The 19,977-nt window shown below is 56.4% G+C and carries 18 protein-coding genes, 2 tRNA genes and 1 pseudogene; 8 read left to right on the top strand and 13 right to left on the bottom strand.

Annotated elements, in window-relative coordinates; translation table 11 throughout:
- Nucleotides 1-3: 3 nt before the first annotated feature.
- A complete protein-coding gene (locus AC0KVQ_RS08030; RefSeq protein WP_473420623.1) occupies nt 4-567 on the bottom strand; it encodes an REP-associated tyrosine transposase in 564 nt (187 codons plus the stop codon).
- A 225-nt stretch (nt 568-792) separates the two neighbouring features.
- Nucleotides 793-1,539, bottom strand: coding sequence for an S-methyl-5'-thioinosine phosphorylase (locus AC0KVQ_RS08025; protein ID WP_473420622.1), 747 nt, complete (start codon nt 1,537-1,539; stop codon nt 793-795).
- Nucleotides 1,540-1,910: 371 nt separating this feature from the next.
- Between AC0KVQ_RS08025 and AC0KVQ_RS08020 the strand changes: the two genes are divergently transcribed.
- The 8 genes and pseudogenes from AC0KVQ_RS08020 to AC0KVQ_RS07985 all read left to right on the top strand — a co-directional run bounded on the left by AC0KVQ_RS08020 (nt 1,911) and on the right by AC0KVQ_RS07985 (nt 9,446).
- On the top strand, nt 1,911-3,101 hold the full coding sequence (locus AC0KVQ_RS08020; RefSeq protein WP_473420621.1) for a branched-chain amino acid ABC transporter substrate-binding protein: 1,191 nt from the start codon (nt 1,911-1,913) through the stop codon (nt 3,099-3,101).
- Between the two features lie 451 nt (nt 3,102-3,552).
- The gene (locus tag AC0KVQ_RS08015; protein ID WP_473420620.1) at nt 3,553-4,752 is read left to right on the top strand and encodes a branched-chain amino acid ABC transporter substrate-binding protein; all 1,200 of its coding nucleotides are present in this window, start codon (nt 3,553-3,555) and stop codon (nt 4,750-4,752) included.
- A 295-nt stretch (nt 4,753-5,047) separates the two neighbouring features.
- Nucleotides 5,048-5,977 (top strand): branched-chain amino acid ABC transporter permease, encoded by a 930-nt coding sequence (locus tag AC0KVQ_RS08010; RefSeq protein WP_473420619.1) that lies wholly within the window; start codon nt 5,048-5,050, stop codon nt 5,975-5,977.
- A gap of 16 nt (nt 5,978-5,993) precedes the next feature.
- The gene (locus AC0KVQ_RS08005) at nt 5,994-7,151 is read left to right on the top strand and encodes an ABC transporter permease subunit (protein ID WP_473420618.1); all 1,158 of its coding nucleotides are present in this window, start codon (nt 5,994-5,996) and stop codon (nt 7,149-7,151) included.
- Nucleotides 7,129-7,674: pseudogene (locus AC0KVQ_RS08000) on the top strand (ABC transporter ATP-binding protein); the annotation flags it as partial. The gene AC0KVQ_RS08005 and the pseudogene AC0KVQ_RS08000, both read left to right, overlap by 23 nt.
- 18 nt (nt 7,675-7,692) lie before the next feature.
- Entirely contained in the window at nt 7,693-7,914 is a 222-nt protein-coding gene (locus AC0KVQ_RS07995; protein ID WP_473420711.1) for an ABC transporter ATP-binding protein C-terminal domain-containing protein, read from the top strand.
- Nucleotides 7,911-8,621 carry an ABC transporter ATP-binding protein gene (locus AC0KVQ_RS07990; protein ID WP_473420617.1) on the top strand — a complete coding sequence of 237 codons (711 nt, stop codon included), beginning with the start codon at nt 7,911-7,913 and terminating at the stop codon, nt 8,619-8,621. The genes AC0KVQ_RS07995 and AC0KVQ_RS07990 overlap by 4 nt, the downstream gene beginning before the upstream one ends.
- Before the next feature lie 72 nt (nt 8,622-8,693).
- The gene (locus AC0KVQ_RS07985; RefSeq protein WP_473420616.1) at nt 8,694-9,446 is read left to right on the top strand and encodes a YdcF family protein; all 753 of its coding nucleotides are present in this window, start codon (nt 8,694-8,696) and stop codon (nt 9,444-9,446) included.
- Nucleotides 9,447-9,448: 2 nt separating this feature from the next.
- Here the strand turns inward: AC0KVQ_RS07985 and AC0KVQ_RS07980 are convergent, their stop codons facing one another.
- The 11 genes from AC0KVQ_RS07980 to lon form a co-directional block, all read right to left on the bottom strand.
- Nucleotides 9,449-10,291, bottom strand: a complete 843-nt coding sequence (locus AC0KVQ_RS07980) for a CheR family methyltransferase (RefSeq protein WP_473420615.1) — start codon at nt 10,289-10,291, stop codon at nt 9,449-9,451.
- A 48-nt stretch (nt 10,292-10,339) separates the two neighbouring features.
- Complete coding sequence (locus AC0KVQ_RS07975; RefSeq protein ID WP_473420614.1) at nt 10,340-10,705, bottom strand: DnaJ family domain-containing protein; 366 nt, start codon at nt 10,703-10,705, stop codon at nt 10,340-10,342.
- A 2-nt stretch (nt 10,706-10,707) separates the two neighbouring features.
- Nucleotides 10,708-12,249, bottom strand: coding sequence for a UbiD family decarboxylase (locus tag AC0KVQ_RS07970; RefSeq protein ID WP_473420613.1), 1,542 nt, complete (start codon nt 12,247-12,249; stop codon nt 10,708-10,710).
- A 66-nt stretch (nt 12,250-12,315) separates the two neighbouring features.
- The gene (locus AC0KVQ_RS07965) at nt 12,316-13,224 is read right to left on the bottom strand and encodes a D-hexose-6-phosphate mutarotase (RefSeq protein ID WP_473420612.1); all 909 of its coding nucleotides are present in this window, start codon (nt 13,222-13,224) and stop codon (nt 12,316-12,318) included.
- A gap of 315 nt (nt 13,225-13,539) precedes the next feature.
- The gene (locus AC0KVQ_RS07960) at nt 13,540-14,364 is read right to left on the bottom strand and encodes a dienelactone hydrolase family protein (RefSeq protein ID WP_473420611.1); all 825 of its coding nucleotides are present in this window, start codon (nt 14,362-14,364) and stop codon (nt 13,540-13,542) included.
- 163 nt (nt 14,365-14,527) lie between these two features.
- The gene (locus AC0KVQ_RS07955; protein WP_473420610.1) at nt 14,528-14,713 is read right to left on the bottom strand and encodes a hypothetical protein; all 186 of its coding nucleotides are present in this window, start codon (nt 14,711-14,713) and stop codon (nt 14,528-14,530) included.
- 119 nt (nt 14,714-14,832) lie between these two features.
- The gene (locus AC0KVQ_RS07950) at nt 14,833-16,668 is read right to left on the bottom strand and encodes a SurA N-terminal domain-containing protein (RefSeq protein ID WP_473420609.1); all 1,836 of its coding nucleotides are present in this window, start codon (nt 16,666-16,668) and stop codon (nt 14,833-14,835) included.
- A gap of 186 nt (nt 16,669-16,854) precedes the next feature.
- Nucleotides 16,855-16,931: transfer RNA gene (locus tag AC0KVQ_RS07945), tRNA-Asp, on the bottom strand.
- A 54-nt stretch (nt 16,932-16,985) separates the two neighbouring features.
- Nucleotides 16,986-17,062, bottom strand: a tRNA-Val gene (locus tag AC0KVQ_RS07940).
- Nucleotides 17,063-17,107: 45 nt separating this feature from the next.
- Nucleotides 17,108-17,380, bottom strand: a complete 273-nt coding sequence (locus tag AC0KVQ_RS07935) for an HU family DNA-binding protein (RefSeq protein ID WP_473420608.1) — start codon at nt 17,378-17,380, stop codon at nt 17,108-17,110.
- An 87-nt stretch (nt 17,381-17,467) separates the two neighbouring features.
- Entirely contained in the window at nt 17,468-19,885 is a 2,418-nt protein-coding gene (gene lon / locus AC0KVQ_RS07930; protein ID WP_473420607.1) for an endopeptidase La, read from the bottom strand.
- Nucleotides 19,886-19,977: the final 92 nt, after the last annotated feature.

The following is a 19,977-nucleotide window of genomic DNA, read 5'->3' as shown; positions in this document are numbered from 1 at the left end:
GCGTTACGGCTGCGGCTTGCCTGTGGGGTATTGGTGTTGGGCTTCGCTTTGCTCTGCCCAACCTACGGGTAACGATCCTGCCCAATCCTCGGGAATGCATCCCTGTTCGATAAATCGGTGAATGCTGGAGTATGGCCAATCGGCGGCCCGCTGCACATGGCCATGCTTGACCGGATTGATGTGGATGTAATCGATGTGCCGCACCAGGTCGGTTTCGTCCCGTACCTGGTGCTCCCAATAGCGCCGTTGCCAGATGCCACGCTCGCGCTTGGCCGCTCGACTGGGTGAGACGATCTCGCCCGGCGGTAGCCGGCGGGAAAATCCGGCCTTAATCTGCGACCAGCGCAAGGGGTAATCCGCATCACCATCCGGCAGGCGCCAAATGGCATGGAGATGCTCGGGCAGCACCACCATGGCGATAATTTCAAACGGGTGAACTTGCCTGACGCTGCGAACAACATCCCGGAGCAATTCGATCTGCCGGATCAGCAGATCGCTTTGCCGATCTTGAAGGTTGACCGTGAAAAACCATGTTCCGCCAGCCTGGATTGAACGCTGGTAGTGCATGAGGCTTCCTCGTTGATCACAAACATGCGTGCTGGCTTCGTATTACGGGGCGCTGGGCTTCGCTTTGCTCTGATCAACCTACGGCTATCGTGGTGGTAATCGTAGGCTGGGCAGAATGCAATGAAGCCCAACGGCGCGTATTTGCAAATCCGTCTGCTGATTAATGTTGGGCTTCGTTTTGCTCAGCCCAACCTACAAAACCTGACCAAACGGCCAAGATCACCATCAAATCGCGCACACCCCGCTCATGCATTCCAATATCTTGTGCACTTTCTGCAAGGCATCCTCCATCACTTCACCGGCTTCATGCAGATGGATTTCTTCAGTGCTGTCGCCCTTGCCTGCGGCCCAGTTGGCGACTACGGCAATCATGGCGTAGGGGATGTTGAGTTCGCGCGCGAGGCAGGCTTCGGGCATGCCGGTCATGCCGACCATGTCGGCACCATCGTCTTCCAGCCGCAGGATTTCGGCAGCGGTCTCCAGACGTGGGCCCTGGGTGCAGGCGTAGACGCCGCCATCGAGCACTTTTTCACTGAGGCTTTGTGAGGCGGCAAGGATGATTTCTCGCAGGCTTTGGGTAAACGGCAGGGTAAAGTCGATGTGGACCACCGGCTTGTCACTGCCTTCGAAATAGGTGTGCTTGCGTCCCCAGGTGTAATCGATCACCTGGCTGGGCACGATCAGGGTGCCGGGTGCCAGATCGCCACGAATACCGCCGACCGATGCCACGGACACAATGCCGCTCAAGCCTTGCTGCGCCAGCGCCCAGATATTGGCGCGGTAGTTGATTTCATGCGGGGCGATGGTGTGGCCATAACCATGGCGCGCCAGAAACACCACTTCGTTGCCATTGATTTCGCCAAAGGTCAGTGCGCCGGATGGATCGCCATAGGGTGTGCGCACTACGAGGCGGCGCGTGATATTCAGATTTGCGAGCGTTGTCAGCCCGGTTCCGCCAATGATGGCCAGCATGGTTGTCTCCCTTTATTTTCCAGCACTTATCCAGCCATCTTAGGGAAGAAGCCGATTTACCGCCACCATCAGTGCGAACCCGAGATCAAGCTGTGAAATTACCAGTACAGGTTAACCGCAATTGCGTGCAGTCAAGGTACAGTTGTTCCATATAATCGCTGTAGCAGTTCCGCCACAGCTCGGCAAATCCAACTGAGAATGCATTGCAACAAGATTGACCACGGCCGGATAATGGACAAGCAGCCTGACCAATTTTGCCAATCAACAACAAGAAGTGTCAGCCAGACACGCGCAGGATTGCCAAATTGAATCGGTTTAATGCCGATTCAGAACTGCACACAACATCTATCTAATCAAAGGAATCTATCATTATGACCATCGCACGCTATAGCCTGATCGCTGCTGCCATACTTACCCTGAGCGCTTGCAGCAAGCAGGAAGAACCTGCACCCGCTGCAGAAACAGCCTCCGCTGCTGCTCCCGCAGCAGAAGCCACGCCGGATGTCATCAAGCTCGGCCACGCCGCCCCGCTCACCGGCAATATCGCCCACCTGGGCAAGGACAACGAAAACGGCGTGCGCATGGCCGTTGATGAAATCAATGCTGCCGGCGGTGTGGATATCGGCGGCAAGATGGTCAAGATCGAGCTGATCTCCGAAGATGACCAAGCCGACCCGAAAACCGCCACCACCGTGGCTCAGCGTTTTGTCGATCAGAAAGTGGCCGGCGTAATCGGCCACCTGAATTCCGGCACCACCATTCCGGCCTCCAAGATCTATTCCGATGCCGGCATTGTGCAGATTTCGCCGTCCGCCACCGCCGTAGCCTATACCGCACAGGGCTTCAAGACTACTTATCGCGTGATGGCCAATGATGCGCAGCAAGGTAAGGTGCTGGGCGATTACGCGGTGAACAAGCTCAAGATCAAGAAGGTCGCCATCGTGGATGACCGCACTGCGTATGGTCAGGGCCTGGCCGACGAATTCGAGAAGGCCGCCAAGGCAGCCGGCGCGGAAATCGTGAAGCGTGAATTCACCACCAACCAGGAAACCGACTTCAACGCCATCCTGACGTCGATCAAGGGCGCCAAGCCGGATCTGATCTTCTACGGCGGCATGGATGCCCAGGCCGCTCCGCTGACCAAGCAAGCCAAGAAGCTCGGAATCAAGGCTCAGATCATGGGTGCCGACGGCGCGCAGACCCCGGAATTCATCAAGCTCGCCGGCAAGGATTCGGAAGGCGCCATCGCATCGATCCCGGGCCTGCCGAAAGAGCAGTTGCCGGGCGGCACCGAATTTCTGAACAAGTTCAAGGAAAAATACGGAGCCGAAGTCCAGCTCTATGCGCCGAACTGCTATGACGCCGTGAAGGTCATGGTGGAAGCCATCAAGAAAGCTGGTTCGGCAGATCCAGTCAAGTACCTACCGGAACTGGCCAAGATCCAGTATAGCGGTGTAACCGGCGATATCAGCTTTGACGAAAAAGGCGATATCAAGAACGGTGCAATCACCCTGTACAAGGTCAAGAACGGCAAGTGGGAAACCCTGGAAGTTGTGAAGTGATCCTCCGCGCCCTCTCCCGCCAGCGGGAGAGGGGACTTCCAGCCCCCTCAACATCAGGCACATCCGATAAATGCCAGCAAGCAACAAAGCACCTCCACTCCCAACGAGGGAATTGACCAGGAAAGCAGCGGAAGGTGATTAGGATTTACGCCAATTGCTGGCTATAAAAACAACAGTCTCTAATCCGTAATGCCGTTCACTTAAGGCATATTCTGATCGTTTCCCCCTCTCCCCAACCCTCTCCCGCAAGCGGGAGAGGGAGCAAAAAGGGTGGATTAGCCAAGTACTCCCCTCGCCCGCTTGCGGGAGAGGGGCTGGGGGAGAGGGTGAATGGACACTAAGTGATCGGCATTAGTCTCAAATCCGCGCGTTTTGAGCCTGTTTCCAGTTAACACCCACGCCTGCAGAAGCAGGCTCTTATCCACCACTCGCAATACGGAGCTCATCCACCATGAAAATCGCCCGTTACAGCCTGATTGCAGCGGCAGTGCTGACCCTGGCAGCCTGCAGCAAGCAGGAAGAACCCGCACAACCCGCAGCCGAGGCTTCAGCGCCAGCAGAAGCCGCAGCCGATTCGGTCAAGATCGGTTTTGCCGGCCCGCTTACCGGCAATATCGCGCACATCGGCAAGGATCTGGAAAACGGCGCGCGCATGGCAGTCGATCTGATCAATGCCGATGGCGGCCTCGACATCGCCGGCAAGAAGGTCAAGCTGGAACTGCTGGCCGAGGATGACCAGGGTGATCCGAAGACAGCCACCACCGTGGCACAGCGCTTTGTCGACCAGAAAGTCGTAGGCGTGGTTGGCCACCTGCAATCCGGTACCACCATTCCCGCATCCAAGATCTATTCGGATGCCGGCATCCCGCAAATCACACCGTCTTCCACCGCGATTGCCTACACCGCACAGGGCTACAAAACCACTTTCCGCCTGATCGCCAATGATGCGCAGCAGGGCAAGGTATTGGGCGAATACGCAGTCAACACGCTGAAGGTGAAAAAGGTCGCAATCATCGACGACCGCACCGCTTATGGCCAAGGCCTGGCCGACGAATTCGAAAAAGCCGCCAAGGCAGCCGGCGCCGAAATTGTGAAGCGCGAATACACCAACGACAAGGAAACCGATTTCAACGCCATCCTGACCACGATCAAGGGTGCCAAGCCGGAACTGATCTTCTACGGCGGTCTGGATGCGCAAGGCGCTCCGCTGAAGAAGCAGGCCGCCAAGCTTGGCATCAAGGCAATCTTGATGGGTGCTGATGCATGGCAAACGCCGGAATTCATCAAGCTGGCTGGTGCAGATGCCGAAGGCACCTATGCTTCGATTCCGGGCCAGCCCAAGGAAAAACTGCCGGGCGGCGTAGAGTTCATGACCAAGTTCAAGGAAAAATTTGGTGCGGAAGTTCAACTCTATGCACCGAACAGCTACGATGCCGTGCTGGTCATGGCTGATGCCATGAAGAAAGCCGGCTCGACCGAACCCGCCAAATATCTGCCGGAACTGGCCAAGATCGAATTCAGCAACGGCGTAACCGGCCCGATCGCCTTTGATGAAAAAGGCGACATCAAGGACGGCGCCATCAGCATCTATCAGGTCAAGGCAGGCAAGTGGCAGCTGCTGGAGATCGTAGGCGGCGCAGCAGCCAAGTAAGTACCGTCATTCTCTCCCCACCTCTCTCCCGCAACGGGAGAGAGGTGTCTCTGCAGCAGCACCTCTCACCAAATTGCCGAAATATCCGCCACCTCATCCGAAAATAACAGTTCGCGGATGGGCAGCATCACATTGGCCTGAGTCACTCACACACAGCAGGAACACCAATTGCTTACCCTTCCTGAGGAATTGGGGATATTCGCAAGTATGCCTCCGCTTCCTGACAGTGTACTTTTCGGGCCGTAAACTGTTATGGTCGTTTTCATCGCCAACTGCATACCTCTTGGGACTCAGCGTGGATATTTTTCTGCAACAAATCATCAATGGCCTGGTCATCGGCAGCATCTATGCGCTGATCGCACTCGGCTACACCATGGTGTATGGCATTTTGCAGCTCATCAACTTCGCCCACGGTGAAGTCGTGATGATCGGCGCCATGGTCACCATTACCTGCATCAACTTTCTGGTCGGCCACAACATCAACCTGCCCGGACCATTGCTGATGGCGGCGGGCCTGGCCATGGCGATTCCGATCACCATGCTGATGGGCTACCTGATCGAACGCATTGCCTATCGGCCGCTGCGCAAGGCACCGCGCCTGGCACCGCTGATCACGGCCATTGGCGTATCGATCGTGCTGCAGCAAGTCGCCGTGCTGATCTGGGGCCGCAACTACCGCCCGTTCCCGTCGATCCTGCCGACCGAAGTGCTGGAAATCGGTGGCGCATCGATTACCACGCTGCAGGTTGCCATCATCGTGATTTCCGGCCTGATTCTGGCCGGCCTCTTCATGCTGATCGAACGCACCAAGATCGGGCGTGCAATGCGCGCCACCGCACAAAGCCCGGACGTTGCCCGGTTGATGGGGGTGAATGTCAACAACATCATTTCGATGACCTTCATGATCGGCTCGGCGCTCGGCGCAGTGGCTGGCGTACTGGTCGCCGCCAACTATGATCAGGCGCACGCCTACATGGGCTTCATGATCGGCCTGAAAGCCTTTACCGCAGCGGTACTGGGCGGCATCGGCAACCTGGGTGGCGCGGTACTCGGCGGCATCCTGCTCGGCGTGATCGAAAGTATCGGCTCAGGTTACCTGGGCGACCTGACCGGCGGCTTCCTCGGCAGCCAGTACAAGGACATCTTCGCCTTCCTGGTGCTGATTCTCGTCCTGGTATTCCGTCCCTCTGGCCTGATGGGCGAACGCGTGGCAGAACGCGCCTGATTCCCCGGAGAAACACATGAACTTGCTCGAATGCTTTAAAAAACTCCAAGGCGATAAGCGCACGCTGATTGCATTTGGCCTGCTCCTGCTGGTTTTGCCCTGGGCAATCAGCGGCGGTTTTTCCAATGGCAATTCCTACCTGCGCGCAGTCGACATGGCCTTGCTGTTTGTCATGCTGTCGCTGGGCCTCAATATCGTGGTTGGCTACGCCGGCCTGCTGGATCTCGGCTATATCGCCTTCTACGCCGTGGGCGCCTATTCCTATGCACTGCTGAATTCGCCGCACCTGCAAGCCCTGCTACCGGCCTGGTTGATCTACCCGCCTTTTGTCATTTCCATGATTGTAGCGGCGCTGGTTGCCTGCGTATTTGGCGTGTTACTGGGTTCACCCACGCTGAAACTGCGCGGTGACTATCTGGCCATTGTGACGCTAGGCTTTGGCGAGATCATCCGTATTTTCATGAACAACCTGGATCGTCCGATCAACCTGACCAATGGCCCGCAGGGCATCAACAATATCCAGCATATCCATGTATTCAATTTCAGCATGGGCAAGCCGCTGGAGTTGCTGGGGTTGCGTTTCGAACCAGTGCATCTGTATTACTACCTGATCCTGGCCTTCTGCGTACTGATCGTGATTATCTCCCTGCGGTTGCAGGATTCGCGCCTGGGCCGTGCCTGGGTCGCCATCCGCGAGGACGAGATCGCCGCCAATGCGATGGGCATCAACACCCGCAACGTCAAATTGCTGGCGTTTGCGCTGGGTGCCTCGTTCGGAGGGGTATCCGGCGCGCTGTTTGCCAGCCTGCAAGGCTTTGTCTCGCCGGAATCGTTCATCCTGATGGAATCGATCATGGTGCTGTGCATGGTGGTGCTGGGCGGCATGGGCCATATTCCCGGGGTGATTCTGGGCGCCATCATCGTTTCCACCACACCAGAAGTGCTGCGCGACATCATCAACCCGCTGCAACAGGCCATTGCCGGCCGGCGCGTGGTTGATCCGGAAAACCTGCGCCAGCTGATTTTCGGCCTGGTGATGATCATCATCATGCTGGTACGCCCGGGCGGTTTGTGGCCCTCTTCGCGCCGCCGCGCCGAGCTGAAACCGGAAACCAAGGGCATTGCCCTGCAGGAAAAAGACGATTTGCAGGATGCGGAGCGCAACCATGACTGAGACACTGCTTGAAATCTCCGGCATCCATAAGCGCTTTGGCGGCTTGCATGCGCTCAACGATGTCGGGCTTACCATCCGCAAGGGTGAAATCTATGGCCTGATCGGCCCCAATGGTGCCGGCAAAACCACACTGTTCAACGTGCTGACCGGCCTGTATCAGCCGGACGAAGGCAAGTTCACCTTCAACGGCAAGGATTTGTTCCGCCAGAAGCCGTTTGTGGTGGTGGAATCCGGCATTGCCCGCACGTTCCAGAATATCCGCCTGTTCGCCAACATGACGGCGCTGGAAAATGTGATGGTCGGCCGGCACGTACGCACGCATGCCGGCCCGCTCGGCGCCATGCTGCGTACCCCTGCAGCCCGGCGTGAAGAAGCAGACATCCGGCAACGCGCGCAAACGCTGCTGGAATATGTCGGCATCGAACGTCATGCCGACGAACTGGCACGCAATCTTTCTTATGGCGATCAGCGCCGTCTGGAAATCGCCCGTGCTCTGGCAACCGAACCATTGCTGCTGGCATTGGATGAACCGGCAGCCGGCATGAACCCGAAAGAAACGGACGATCTGAAGCAGCTGATGCAGAAGATCCGCAACGATGGCATTACCGTGTTGCTGATCGAGCACGATGTGAAACTGATGATGGATCTGTGCAACCGGATCGCGGTGCTGGATTACGGCAAGAAAATCGCGGAAGGCGTGCCGGAAGAAGTAAAGCGCAACCCGCGCGTGATTGAAGCCTATCTGGGAGTGGCACCGGAATGAGCATGCTGGAAGTCAAGAATCTGAAGGTGGCCTATGGCGGCATCCATGCTGTGAAGGGCATCGATCTGGAAATCAAGCAGGGTGAACTGGTTGCGCTGATCGGCGCCAACGGTGCCGGCAAGACTACCACCCTGAAAACCCTGGTCGGCATGGTCAAACCAGCCGAGGGCGATATCGTTTTCAACGGCCAGTCGATCACGCGCACCCCGCCGCACGAACACGTCAGCCAGGGGCTGGTTATGGTGCCGGAAGGGCGCGGCATTTTCAGCCGGCTCACGGTCGAGGAAAACCTGTTGATGGGCGCCTATGTGCGCAACGACAAGGCTGTCATCGCGCAAGATCTGGAACACGTCTACAGCCTGTTTCCGCGCCTGAAGGAACGCATGAAGCAACTGGCCGGCACCCTTTCGGGCGGCGAGCAGCAGATGGTTGCCATTGGCCGCGCGCTGATGAGTCGCCCCAAGCTGTTGCTGCTGGATGAACCGTCAATGGGTCTGGCACCGATCATCGTGCAAAAGATCTTCGAGATCATCCGGATGATTTCCAACGAAGGCGTCACCATCCTGCTGGTTGAGCAGAACGCCAAGCTGGCTTTGCAGACGGCCCATCGCGGTTATGTCATGGAATCGGGCAGGATCAGTCTTGCCGATACCGCTGCCAACCTGCTGGCCAACACAAAGATCCAGGAAGCTTATCTCGGCGAGTAAGACAGCAGGTTATGCTGCTATGCTTCAAGGCTGCGTTGATCGCAGCCTTTTTGTTTTCCGGAGAACATAAAGATGGACCTGGCTTCTTCCTATCTCGCCAAGGAGATCCTTCGCACCCTGCTCTTGCCACCGGGGCTGTTTGTGCTGCTGTTGCTGGCGAGTCTGCTTTTCTGGCGCAGCTGGCTGGGAAAGTGGCTGACTGCCTGCTCGGCACTGCTGTTCTACGCCCTGACCACACCGCTGGCTGCCGGCTGGCTGATGGCGCAGGTCGAAGCCATGCCACTGGCCTCAGCGGCTCCGCTTGCTGCCGTGGATGCCATTGTCTGCCTGGGCGGGGGTAAGCGCTTTGGTGCCATCGACCTGCCCGGCAATGAAACGATCAACCACGTTACGCTGAGTCGCCTGCGTTACACCGCACGCCTGCATCGGCAAACCGGTAAACCGATCCTGGTCAGCGGCGGTGCACCGGCAGGTGGCGTGGCCGAAGCGGTGTTGATGCGCGATATCCTGCAGCAGGAATTCCGCGTGCCGGTACGCTGGGTGGAAGCACACTCGAACGATACCCGCGACAATGCAACCATGAGCGCGGGCTTGCTTGCGGCCAACCAGCGCCACATTCTGCTGGTCACTTCCGCCAATCACATGCCGCGTGCCAGACAGGCCTTCGAAGCAGCAGGCTTCACGGTAATGGCCGCCCCCACCGATTACACCAACCGTGAACCCTTCAGCGCCTTAAGCTTGCTGCCTCGCGCCATGGCTTTCTACTCCAGCAGCACGGCATTGCGCGAACTGGCCGGCAGTCTGTGGTATCGCTGGCGCGAATAAAATCAGCGCCCGGCGGTCGCCCCGCCTGCACTTATCAGTTCGTACACGGTCTTGCCCTTGAGCCGGAACAGATCGCTGGCGTGATACAGGTTTTCGGAATGGCCGACAAACAGCAGGGAACTTGACTTCATCAGTGGAGCAAAGCGCTGCAGGATCTTGAGTTGCGTCGGCTTGTCGAAATAGATCATCACATTGCGACAGAACAGCGCATCGAATGGGCCGCGAATCATCCAGTTCGGCTCGACCAGATTCAGGCGACGGAATACGACCAGATCGCGCAGCTCCTGTTTTACCTCGTAGCGGCCATCGGCCAGCTTGTTGAAATACTTCTGTACGCGAGTCGGCGTCAGCTTCTGTACTTCTTCACCGCTGTAGATTGCCGTTTTGGCCACCTCCAGCACATTGGTATCCAGATCCGTGGCGATGATCTTGACTGGAGGGCGCAGGCTATCAAAGGCCTCGCACGCGGTTATCGCAATCGAATATGGCTCTTCCCCGGTACTGGAAGCCGAGCACCAGATCGAGAACGAGCCCTGTGCCTTGTTGGCTTGCAGAAAAGGCTTGAGGATATCGAAATGGTGCGATTCACGGAAAAACGAGGTCAGATTCGTTGTCAGCGAATTGGTGAACAGCTCGAATTCCTTGTTGTCGCCGCGCTCCAGAATCTGCAGATATTGCTGGAACGTGGTCAGGTTCAGTGCGCGCAGGCGGCGGGCCAGCCGGCCATACACCATGTCATGCTTGGTCGGCGATAACGCGATACCCGCGTAGTCGTAGATCAGCTTGCGGACTTTTTCGAAATCTTGCTCGGTAAACTGAAACTCCCTGCCTGGATTCGATAGCATGGTGCAACTCCTAGTATTGTTATCGTTGTTCTGTTATTGCCAGCATAGTCATTTGGATGCCAGACGCTGTGCCAGCATTTCCGCATAGTTTTCCGGCACGATCAATTGCCGCCGCCCGCTTTCTGCCAGGTAAAGATTGATGCGGGCCAGTCGATCCAGCAATTGCACCTTTTCCGCACCACCTTCGCAACGAGCCAATTGCAAGGCGATATCAACCGCTTCCTTGTGCATTTCCAGCTCGGCCGGCAGATAGCCACTGTTCTTAAGAATGCGATAAGCCATGCGTTGATGCTCTGGCACCAGCGGATCATCATCTTGCGGCAGCGGCAGGCCACTGCCCGGCAGATTATCAAGCTCACCACGATCTCGCGCTTCTTCAATGCGCCTTTCCGCCAGCTGGGACAGAAACCACACGTTCACAGCCCCAACTCATGCCAGATCGCATCGACCCTGGCTTTGACTTCAGCATCCTGCACGATAGGACGCCCCCATTCGCGCTGTGTTTCGCCCTGCCATTTGTTGGTGGCATCCATCCCCATCTTGCTGCCCAAGCCGCTGACCGGCGAAGCAAAGTCGAGATAGTCAATCGGTGTATTCTCCACCAACGTGGTATCCCGTGCCGGATCCATACGGGTGGTGATAGCCCAGATTACCTCCTTCCAATCGCGCACGTTCACGTCCTCATCCACTACGACGATAAACTTGGTATACATGAACTGGCGCAGGAAAGACCAGATCCCGAACATCACGCGCTTGGCATGTCCTGGATACTGCTTGCGGATTGATACCACGGCCATGCGGTAACTGCAGCCTTCGGGCGGCAGATAGAAATCGACGATTTCCGGAAACTGCTTCTGCAGGATCGGCACGAACACTTCATTCAGCGCCACGCCGAGCACGGCCGGCTCATCCGGTGGTTTGCCGGTATAAGTGCTGTGGTAAATCGGGTTTTCGCGCATGGTCATGCGATCGATGGTGAATACCGGGAACCAGTCCTGCTCGTTGTAGTAGCCGGTATGGTCGCCGTATGGCCCCTCCAGGGCCATTTCAAATCCAGTGCTCGGCCGTGGCGGAACGCCGGCCGGGCGGCCTTCCAGTGCCTGCTCAAAGCCGGTTGGTGAATCGGCATCCGGGTAGATATGGCCTTCCAGCACGATCTCGGCGCGTGCCGGCACTTGCAGGCCAGAACCGAGACACTGCACCAGCTCGGTACGGGCACCGCGCAACAAACCGGCGAACTGGTATTCGGACAAGGAATCGGGTACCGGCGTTACCGCCCCCAGAATAGTGGCCGGATCGCACCCCAATACCACGGCGATCGGAAAAGGCTGGCCCGGATACAAGCGGGCATGTTCGCGAAAATCCAGCGCCCCGCCGCGATGCGCAAGCCAGCGCATGATCACCTTGTTGCGGCCAATGACCTGCTGACGGTAGATCCCCAGATTCTGGCGCTTTTTCTCCGGGCCGCGCGTTACCACCAGCCCCCAGGTAATCAGCGGTGCCACATCGCCGGGCCAGCAATGCTGGATCGGCAATGTTCCCAGATCGACATCAGGGCCTTCAATCACGATTGCCTGGCATGGCGCCCGCCCAACCACCTTGGGCGCCATGTTCAGCACCTGCTTGAGCACCGGCCACTTTTCCCACGCATCGCGCAGGCCTTGTGGCGGCTCCGGCTCTTTGAGGTAGGCCAGCAACTTGCCGATCTCGCGCAGGGCAGTGACATCATTCGCCCCCATACCCAGCGCTACCCGCTGCGGCGTGCCGAACAGGTTGGCCAACACGGGCAGTGAATGGCCGACAGCCTTTTCAAACAAAATCGCAGGCCCGCCGCTACGCAATACCCGATCGCAAATCTCGGTCATTTCCAGTACGGGAGAAACCGGCACGCCGATGCGCCTGAGCTCGCCCCGACACTCAAGCTGTTGCATGAAATCGCGTAAATCCTGGTATCGCATGGGGATGGACTCAAATGGAAACAGCCCATCATTATGACGGGCTGTTCATTGGCATGGAATACGGAATCAGTACGACAGAGTCATCGAACACTGGTATTGGCCACCCGGCGGCAGCGTCACTGCCCGGTCTGCCACATCGCAACGCTCCACGCAGAGATACCCGACATGATTGCCTTCGCCCAGGTCAGCCATATTCTTGTCGTTGGTCCAGGCATTCCAGACTACGGCGCATTTGGCATCAGATTCAATCACTACCTGGCGCCCGGCAGCATTCAGGTGCTGCACGGCAGGCACATCCAGGTAAATGCGGTCGGTCACACCTTCAATCGTCACCTCGCCAGACTGGGTCTTGCGCGCGAAATTATCCATCTTGTCGATAAAGGTCGTTCCTTCCAGGCCCGCCACACGTGCCTTGGCTACATCTTCAACAGCAAAATAGGTATGGAAGGCAAAGGCAAACGGCGCCGGTTGGTTGCTACGGTTCTCGGCGACCAGTTTGAGCGAGAGCTTGCCGCCAACCGTTATCTCCAGGCGGAAACTGAAGGCATGCGGCCACAGCGGATTCACACTCTCATCGCCTGTCAACTCCAGCACCACGCGCGTTGCCCCATTGCCACAAACCTCTGATCCCACCAGACTCCACGGCATCAGTCTGGCAAAACCGTGCGGCGTGCTGCCATCGGCACCCGGCCCAAACCAGGGCAGGCAGAGCGGGATACCGCCACGGATCGGCTTGCCGGCTTCAAGCATGCACTTGGGCGAGATCCAGAACATTTCCGGCGCGCCAGCTGGCTTGAATTCCATAAGGTGAGCACCCTGCAAAGCGATTACGGCACGCCCAAGCTTGTTTTCAACGACAAGCATGGGCAAACCGACATCACCAGCCTGGTGCAGGGCCGGATAAAGCTCCGTCGAATTGACCAATTGCACGCCGGCTGCTGCGGCGAGTTGCGCAAACATATTCTGGATAGACATTCGGGCCTCCTTCGAAAACCGCGATTGTAATGGAAGCCAGCCCCATCTGCTCAGACCGTCAAACCAGATTTTGATTTCAACCTGGATGATCCGTTAGAACCTGTTCAAAGTCTGTCGCGAGAGGATCTCTGCGGGGTGAAGCGCAGCACAGGAATCGGGGTTTATGTGGATAAATGATGACGCTCGAAGGAGTCTCTCTTGGGACGTTCCGAGCAGCGCCTCGCCGCAAGACTTTGAACAGGTTCTTGTGGAGCACGATAGGATGGCAAGGCAGCGTTCACGCAGGCTCAAAGGGCGTTCAATGGAGAACCGGATTCAACGACCTTGCTTGCTGCTGGGGGGAACGCCCTGGATTGCACGCTCCGGATCAAACCAGCGTGAAAACCATTTAAACGTACGGCGATTGGCATCTTGCGCAGCATCGACGGCCGGTTCATTAAAGGCCGAATCCTTGCTCCGCGCATGGTTGGGAACATCATTCTGCGCAGAAGGGCTGGCCACCGGCGCATCGAAATCATGTCCAACCTCGGGATAAGTCACGACATGAAACAGATCCTGGCCTGTCTTGGCGGCCAATTTCTTGCACTCCTGCGCCGGCGCGGCTTTGTCCATTTCGCCCACCAGGACCAGCGTAGGTGCCGAAACCCGATACTTCTTTAACTTGGCAAACGAACGGCAGCTGGGGTAATAGGTCACCGCGGCCTTGATCGAACGGTTCTTGCGACCCAGCAAGGAAAGAATGGCATCAGCGCCGTGCGACCACCCCAGTACGCCAATCCGGGAACCATCGACATTTTTTTGCCGACGCAACCAACTGACCGCAGCTTCGGCATCCCGCGCCCGGATGGATGGCGCAATCGTGCCTGAGGATGCCCCCGGAGAACACACTTGCTTGATGCCGCGCGGAGTAAAGCTGTCCAGGTAAAGAACCCCGTAGCCCATTTCCTGCAGCAGGTTGCCTACACGAACCATACGGCTGCTGATCTGCCCTGTCGGCGTAAGCAAGCCGCCACAGCCATGCATCATCAATATGGCAGGCATGCGGGGCTGGGTAGGTGCGCGATATTCCGCCGGTAAGGAAATATCCCCGGCCTGAATGAGAACACGACGAGCTTCTGCCGGGATGACTACCCCAAGCATCAGGAATGAGATAAAAAATCGGAGCAACACAGCGGGGAACCAACCTGTCATCAGGCAGCGTGCGGACAGGAATCCATCCTCAAACGAACCTGAAAAATGCGTGCAACTGTACCATAACCAGCCGCTTCCCAGTTACAGCCAGCCAACAGCAAGGGCATGAGGATCAAAAAGACAAGAAGCCCGGCGGAATTTTAATGACGTTATGCAATTCAGACAGCGCGCGATGCACGAGCAATGATGGCTCCCTCTCGCGCAGCGCAACCACATCGAGCATACCTGCATCGCGGCTGACGGCCTGATCGCTCTCGCCGCCGAGCACCTCGCAACACACTTCCCATACCTGCCCCATTTGCATCCTCTCTACACAACAGCCTCATACGCTTTATCGGCAGAAATCCAGAAAAATGGAGGGTGAAATGCAAAACGGCGACATAAATGTCGCCGTTTTGCATTTCTTAACATACCTGCTTATTCAGTCTTGGCCTTTGCTGCCGGATACTCAACCTGGATCTGCTTGCGCAGGCCATCAAGATAAGACTGCAACGCCACCTGCCCATACATTTGCGCAAGCGAGTCGCTCATCTGCCGGCGAGCCGAAGCTTCGAGCGGCGTTGCTGGGGACACCTTGGCCACCTTGAAGATCAGATAACCAACGCCCTTGAGCTCGCCGCCGACATAACCCGGCAACTTGTCCGCCGGCACACGGAATATCGCCTTCAATTGCTCTTCGTCGATCTGGCGAGTGCCGATGCGAACAACCTCTTGTGGCTGAGACCACTGCAGATCAATGCGCTCACCTGCCTGCAAACGCTTCAGGCGGGCCGCACCTTCTTCCATCGCATTCTGCACCGCCTTGTCTTCACGCAGTTTGGCAGAGATCTTTGTACTGACCTCGGCCAGCGCAGGGATCTGCTCCGGCTTATGTTCAATCACACGCGCCGAAACCAGCACGCCCGGCGCGACCTCGATTGCTTCGGAATTGTGCTTGCCTTTGAGCACATCATCACCGAAAACAGCTTCCATAAGCTTTGGGCTCGCAAGATCGCCGTTCTGCGCACCCTGTTTGCCGATCCAGTCACTCTTGTGAATTTGCAGCTTCAGTTCGTTTGCAGCGGGCTGCAAACTGTCGGCTTGCTGGTAAACGATTTCGTTGAATTTTTCCATCTGCACTTGGAAGGCGTTTTGCGCCTTCTGTTGCTTCAGGGTTTCAAGAATTTCCGATTTGGCATCTGCCAGTGCCTTGTTACGCACATCATCCAGTTTGATGATATGGAAACCGAACTCGCTTTCCACCAGAGTGCTGGTTTTTCCTTTTTCCAGTGCGAATACTGCATCCTCAAACGGCTTGACCATCATGCCGCGCCCAAACCAGCCCAGGTCGCCACCATTTGCGGCAGAGCCGGGATCCTGCGATTTCTGCTTGGCAATTTCGGCAAAGCGCGCTGCGTTTTGCTGGACTTCAGCCAGGACTGCTTCAGCCTGCTTCTTGACAGCCGCCTTCTGCTCGGCAGAGGCTCCCTGCGGGAAGGTCAGCAGGATGTGGCGAGCACGGCGCTCTTCCTTGGCAAGATCCTGCTTGTGGGCATCGTAGTATTTCTGCACTTCATCATCCGATACCACCTGCGCTTTGGACAACTCATCGCGCGAGAGAACCAGATACTCAAGCTTGACCTGTTCCGGCATCTTGAACTCGGCCGAATGTGTCTCGTAATACTTTTGGATTTCCGCGTCGGTAATAGCCACTTTTTGCACGAATTCCTGTGCCGACACCACGGACACTTGCAGTTCGCGGCGCTCGCCTAGCAGCTTTTCCATTCTCTCCTGCATGGCCGATGAAACAATCCCAGCGCCAGCCATGCCTCCGACCAATTGGCGCAATGCCAGATCCTGCTTGAGCTTTTGCTCAAAGGCTTCCGGCGTCATGCGCTGTTGCGCCAGCAACTCCTTGTAGAGAGCCGGATCGAATTTGCCATCTTTCTGGAAGGCATCGATCTTTGCGATAAACTCACGCAGGGTGGCATCGCTCACGTTCAGACGCAATGCCGCAGCCTGTGTTGCCAGCAACTTTTGCTGAACCACCTGCTCGATGATTGCAGGGCGCATTTCCGCCGGAACATTTTGATTATTGACTGCTTCGGCAATATCGCGCTCCGTGATCTCGACATCACCCACCTTGGCGAGATAATTACCGCCATCCTGGAAGGCGCTATAACCACTGATCCCGAATCCGACCACCAGACCAAGGGATACCATTGCCAGCACAATCTGTACTACGGTTTTATTCTTCTGCACCAGATCAAACATGAACCCCGAACTCCTTCAATCAAACAGCGGCATATGATGCCAGATCAGCATGCACTCTGTCTTTCCGTACTTTCCGGCATTCACACGCGCATAGCCCACCATCCACGGAGGCCGAACTCACATGAACGCCTATCAGATGCACAAAATAAAAAAGGGCAAACCTGAGTTTGCCCTTTTCTAGCATTTTGGCGGAGCGGACGGGGCTCGAACCCGCGACCCCCGGCGTGACAGGCCGGTATTCTAACCAACTGAACTACCGCTCCAAAACGGACGTGGATGTTAACCCAAAAAACAGCAACCAGCAAGCAACTGCATTTTGGTGGGTAGTAGTGGATTCGAACCACCGACCTCCTGCGTGTGAAGCAGGCGCTCTAACCAACTGAGCTAACCACCCTTTACCACATATCTATCTCGCCTATAGGGCGAGATAGAAAGTCGATTATTGTACTGCATCCTTCAGGGATTTGCCAGCCCTGAACTTCGGTTGCTTGGCAGCAGCGATCTTGATCGTTTCGCCAGTACGCGGATTGCGGCCGGTACGCTCTTCGCGATCTGCCACATAGAAAGAACCAAAGCCAACCAGCGTTACTTCTTCGCCTTCTTTCAATGCCTTGCCGATGGCATCCACGGTTGCATCAAGTGCTTTGCCTGCCTGAGCTTTAGTCAAACCAGCAGATTCAGCAATGGCGTCGATCAGTTCCGATTTATTCACTTACGTCCCCTTTCAGATTTATGGTTGGATAGGTCCGGGAGTCCGAATTACCAAGGCTTTATAACAAGTGGCAAATTGCCATGTCAACTAGTGTTTAACCGGCTGTTGGATCGGCTCAACGCTGTTGTCGGCAATCACCGCCTCAACCGCCACATCCTTAACCGGTAATAACTCAGGCTGACGCTCCAATGAAAGCCCAAGCACCTGATCAAACCACTTAACTGGATGAATTGTCAGGCCACGCTTTACATTATCCGGAATTTCAGCCAAGTCCTTTACGTTACCATCCGGGATCAATACATGCTTGATGCCGCCACGCAATGCAGCCAGCAGCTTTTCTTTCAGACCACCAATAGGCAGCACTTCGCCCCGCAGCGTGATCTCGCCCGTCATGGCAACATCACAGCGTACCGGAATACCGGTCAGAATGGAAACCATTGCCGTCGCAATGGCGATACCGGCTGACGGACCATCTTTCGGCGTAGCCCCTTCCGGCAAGTGCACATGGATATCATGCTTTTGATAAAACTCGGTATCGATCCCCAACAAGGCGGCACGGCTACGAACTGCCGATAAGGCCGTCTGAATCGACTCCTGCATGACATCGCCCAGCTTGCCGGTACGCAGGATATTACCCTTACCCGGCAACAGCACCGCCTCAATCGTCAAAAGCTCGCCACCCACCTCGGTCCAGGCAAGCCCCGTCACCTGGCCGATCTGGTTTTTCTGCTCGGCCAGACCGTATTCATAGCGCCGCACCCCCAGATACTTGTCGAGGTTCTTGGCCGTCACCACGATTTTTTTGTCGGAAGGCTTGGTCAGCAAACCTTTCACCACCTTGCGGCAAATGCGTGCAATCTCGCGATCCAGACTGCGCACCCCGGCCTCGCGCGTGTAATAGCGGACAATATCGCGGATCGCGGCGTCGCCGATCTGCAACTCCCCTTCCTTCACGCCATTGGCATTCAATTGCTTGGGCACCAGATACTTGAGCGCGATATTTACCTTTTCATCCTCGGTGTATCCGGACAAGTGAATCACTTCCATCCGATCCAGCAAGGCCGGCGGAATATTCAGGGTATTGGCCGTAGCAACGAACATGACATCGGACAGGTCATAATCCACTTCCAGATAATGATCGCTGAAGGCGTGGTTCTGCTCCGGATCAAGCACTTCCAGCAAAGCCGAAGAAGGGTCGCCCCGGAAATCTGCGCCAATCTTGTCGACTTCATCCAGCAGGAACAGCGGATTCTTGACTCCGACCTTGGTGATCGACTGCAGGATTTTACCCGGCATTGAACCGATGTAAGTGCGGCGGTGTCCCCGAATTTCAGCCTCATCACGCATGCCACCCAAGGCCATTCGCACAAACTTGCGATTGGTTGCCTTGGCTATGGATTCACCAAGCGAAGTCTTGCCCACACCGGGCGGCCCAACCAGGCAAAGAATTGGCGCCTTGAGCTTGTCGACCCGACTTTGCACCGCCAGATACTCGACAATGCGCTCCTTGACCTTTTCCAGGCCATAGTGATCAGTATCGAGCGTCACTTCGGCGGCCGCGATATCCTTGCTGATCTTGGTTCTCTTCTTCCAGGGCAGACCAATCAGCGTATCGATATAGTTGCGTACCACCGTCGCCTCTGCCGACATCGGCGACATCATGCGCAGCTTCTTGAGCTCCGCCTCGGCCTTTTCTCTGGCCTCTTTGGTCATGCCGGCGTTTTTGATTTTTTTGTCCAGCTCGTCGAGCTCGGCACTTTCCTCGGCCTCACCGAGTTCCTTTTGAATGGCCTTAACCTGCTCGTTCAGGTAATACTCGCGCTGGCTCTTTTCCATCTGGCGTTTCACGCGACCACGAATGCGCTTTTCCACCTGCAGGATATCGAGCTCGGTTTCGAGCTGCTTGAGCAAATGCTCCAGCCGGCGCTTGACGTCGGTCATTTCGAGCAAAACCTGCTTTTGTTCAAGCTTGAGCGGCAAATGTGCCGCCACGGTATCCGCAAGACGGCTGGCGGATTCGATTCCGGACAGAGAGGCCAGAATTTCCGGCGGTATTTTCTTGTTCAGCTTTACGTACTGATCAAACTGCGTCATCAGGGTACGACGCATCGCCTCGATCTCATGCCCATCATCATCGCCGACAGCCAGTGGCAAGGCCTCTGCGCGGTAATAGCCCTCCTCATCAGAAAGCGCTGAAATTTCTGCGCGCTGGACACCTTCGACCAGCACCTTGACCGTTCCATCCGGCAACTTCAGCAACTGCAGAACCGTTGCAACCGTGCCGACCGGATAGATATCGGCCAGTTCAGGTTCATCCTTGGCTGCATTCTTTTGTGCGGCCAGCAAAATATGCCGACCACCATCGGCGGCAGCCTCCAACGCACGAATCGATTTGGGCCGGCCAACAAACAGCGGGATAACCATGTGCGGAAACACGACAACATCGCGCAACGGCAACATGGGTAAGGCGGTGAGTTCAGCGGGCAATGCTTGATGTTCGGACATGATGCTCAAGGCCTGATAAGAAATATGCTTGGTATGACAATGCGGTTGAAAGACACTTTATTCAACCCGAAGAAACAAAACAAGCCGCCCTT

The sequence above is a fragment of the Formivibrio sp. oc-25 genome (assembly GCF_055810895.1).
The sequence above is the reverse complement of the archived record's forward strand: the minus strand, read 5'-3'. Positions and strand labels throughout refer to the sequence as shown.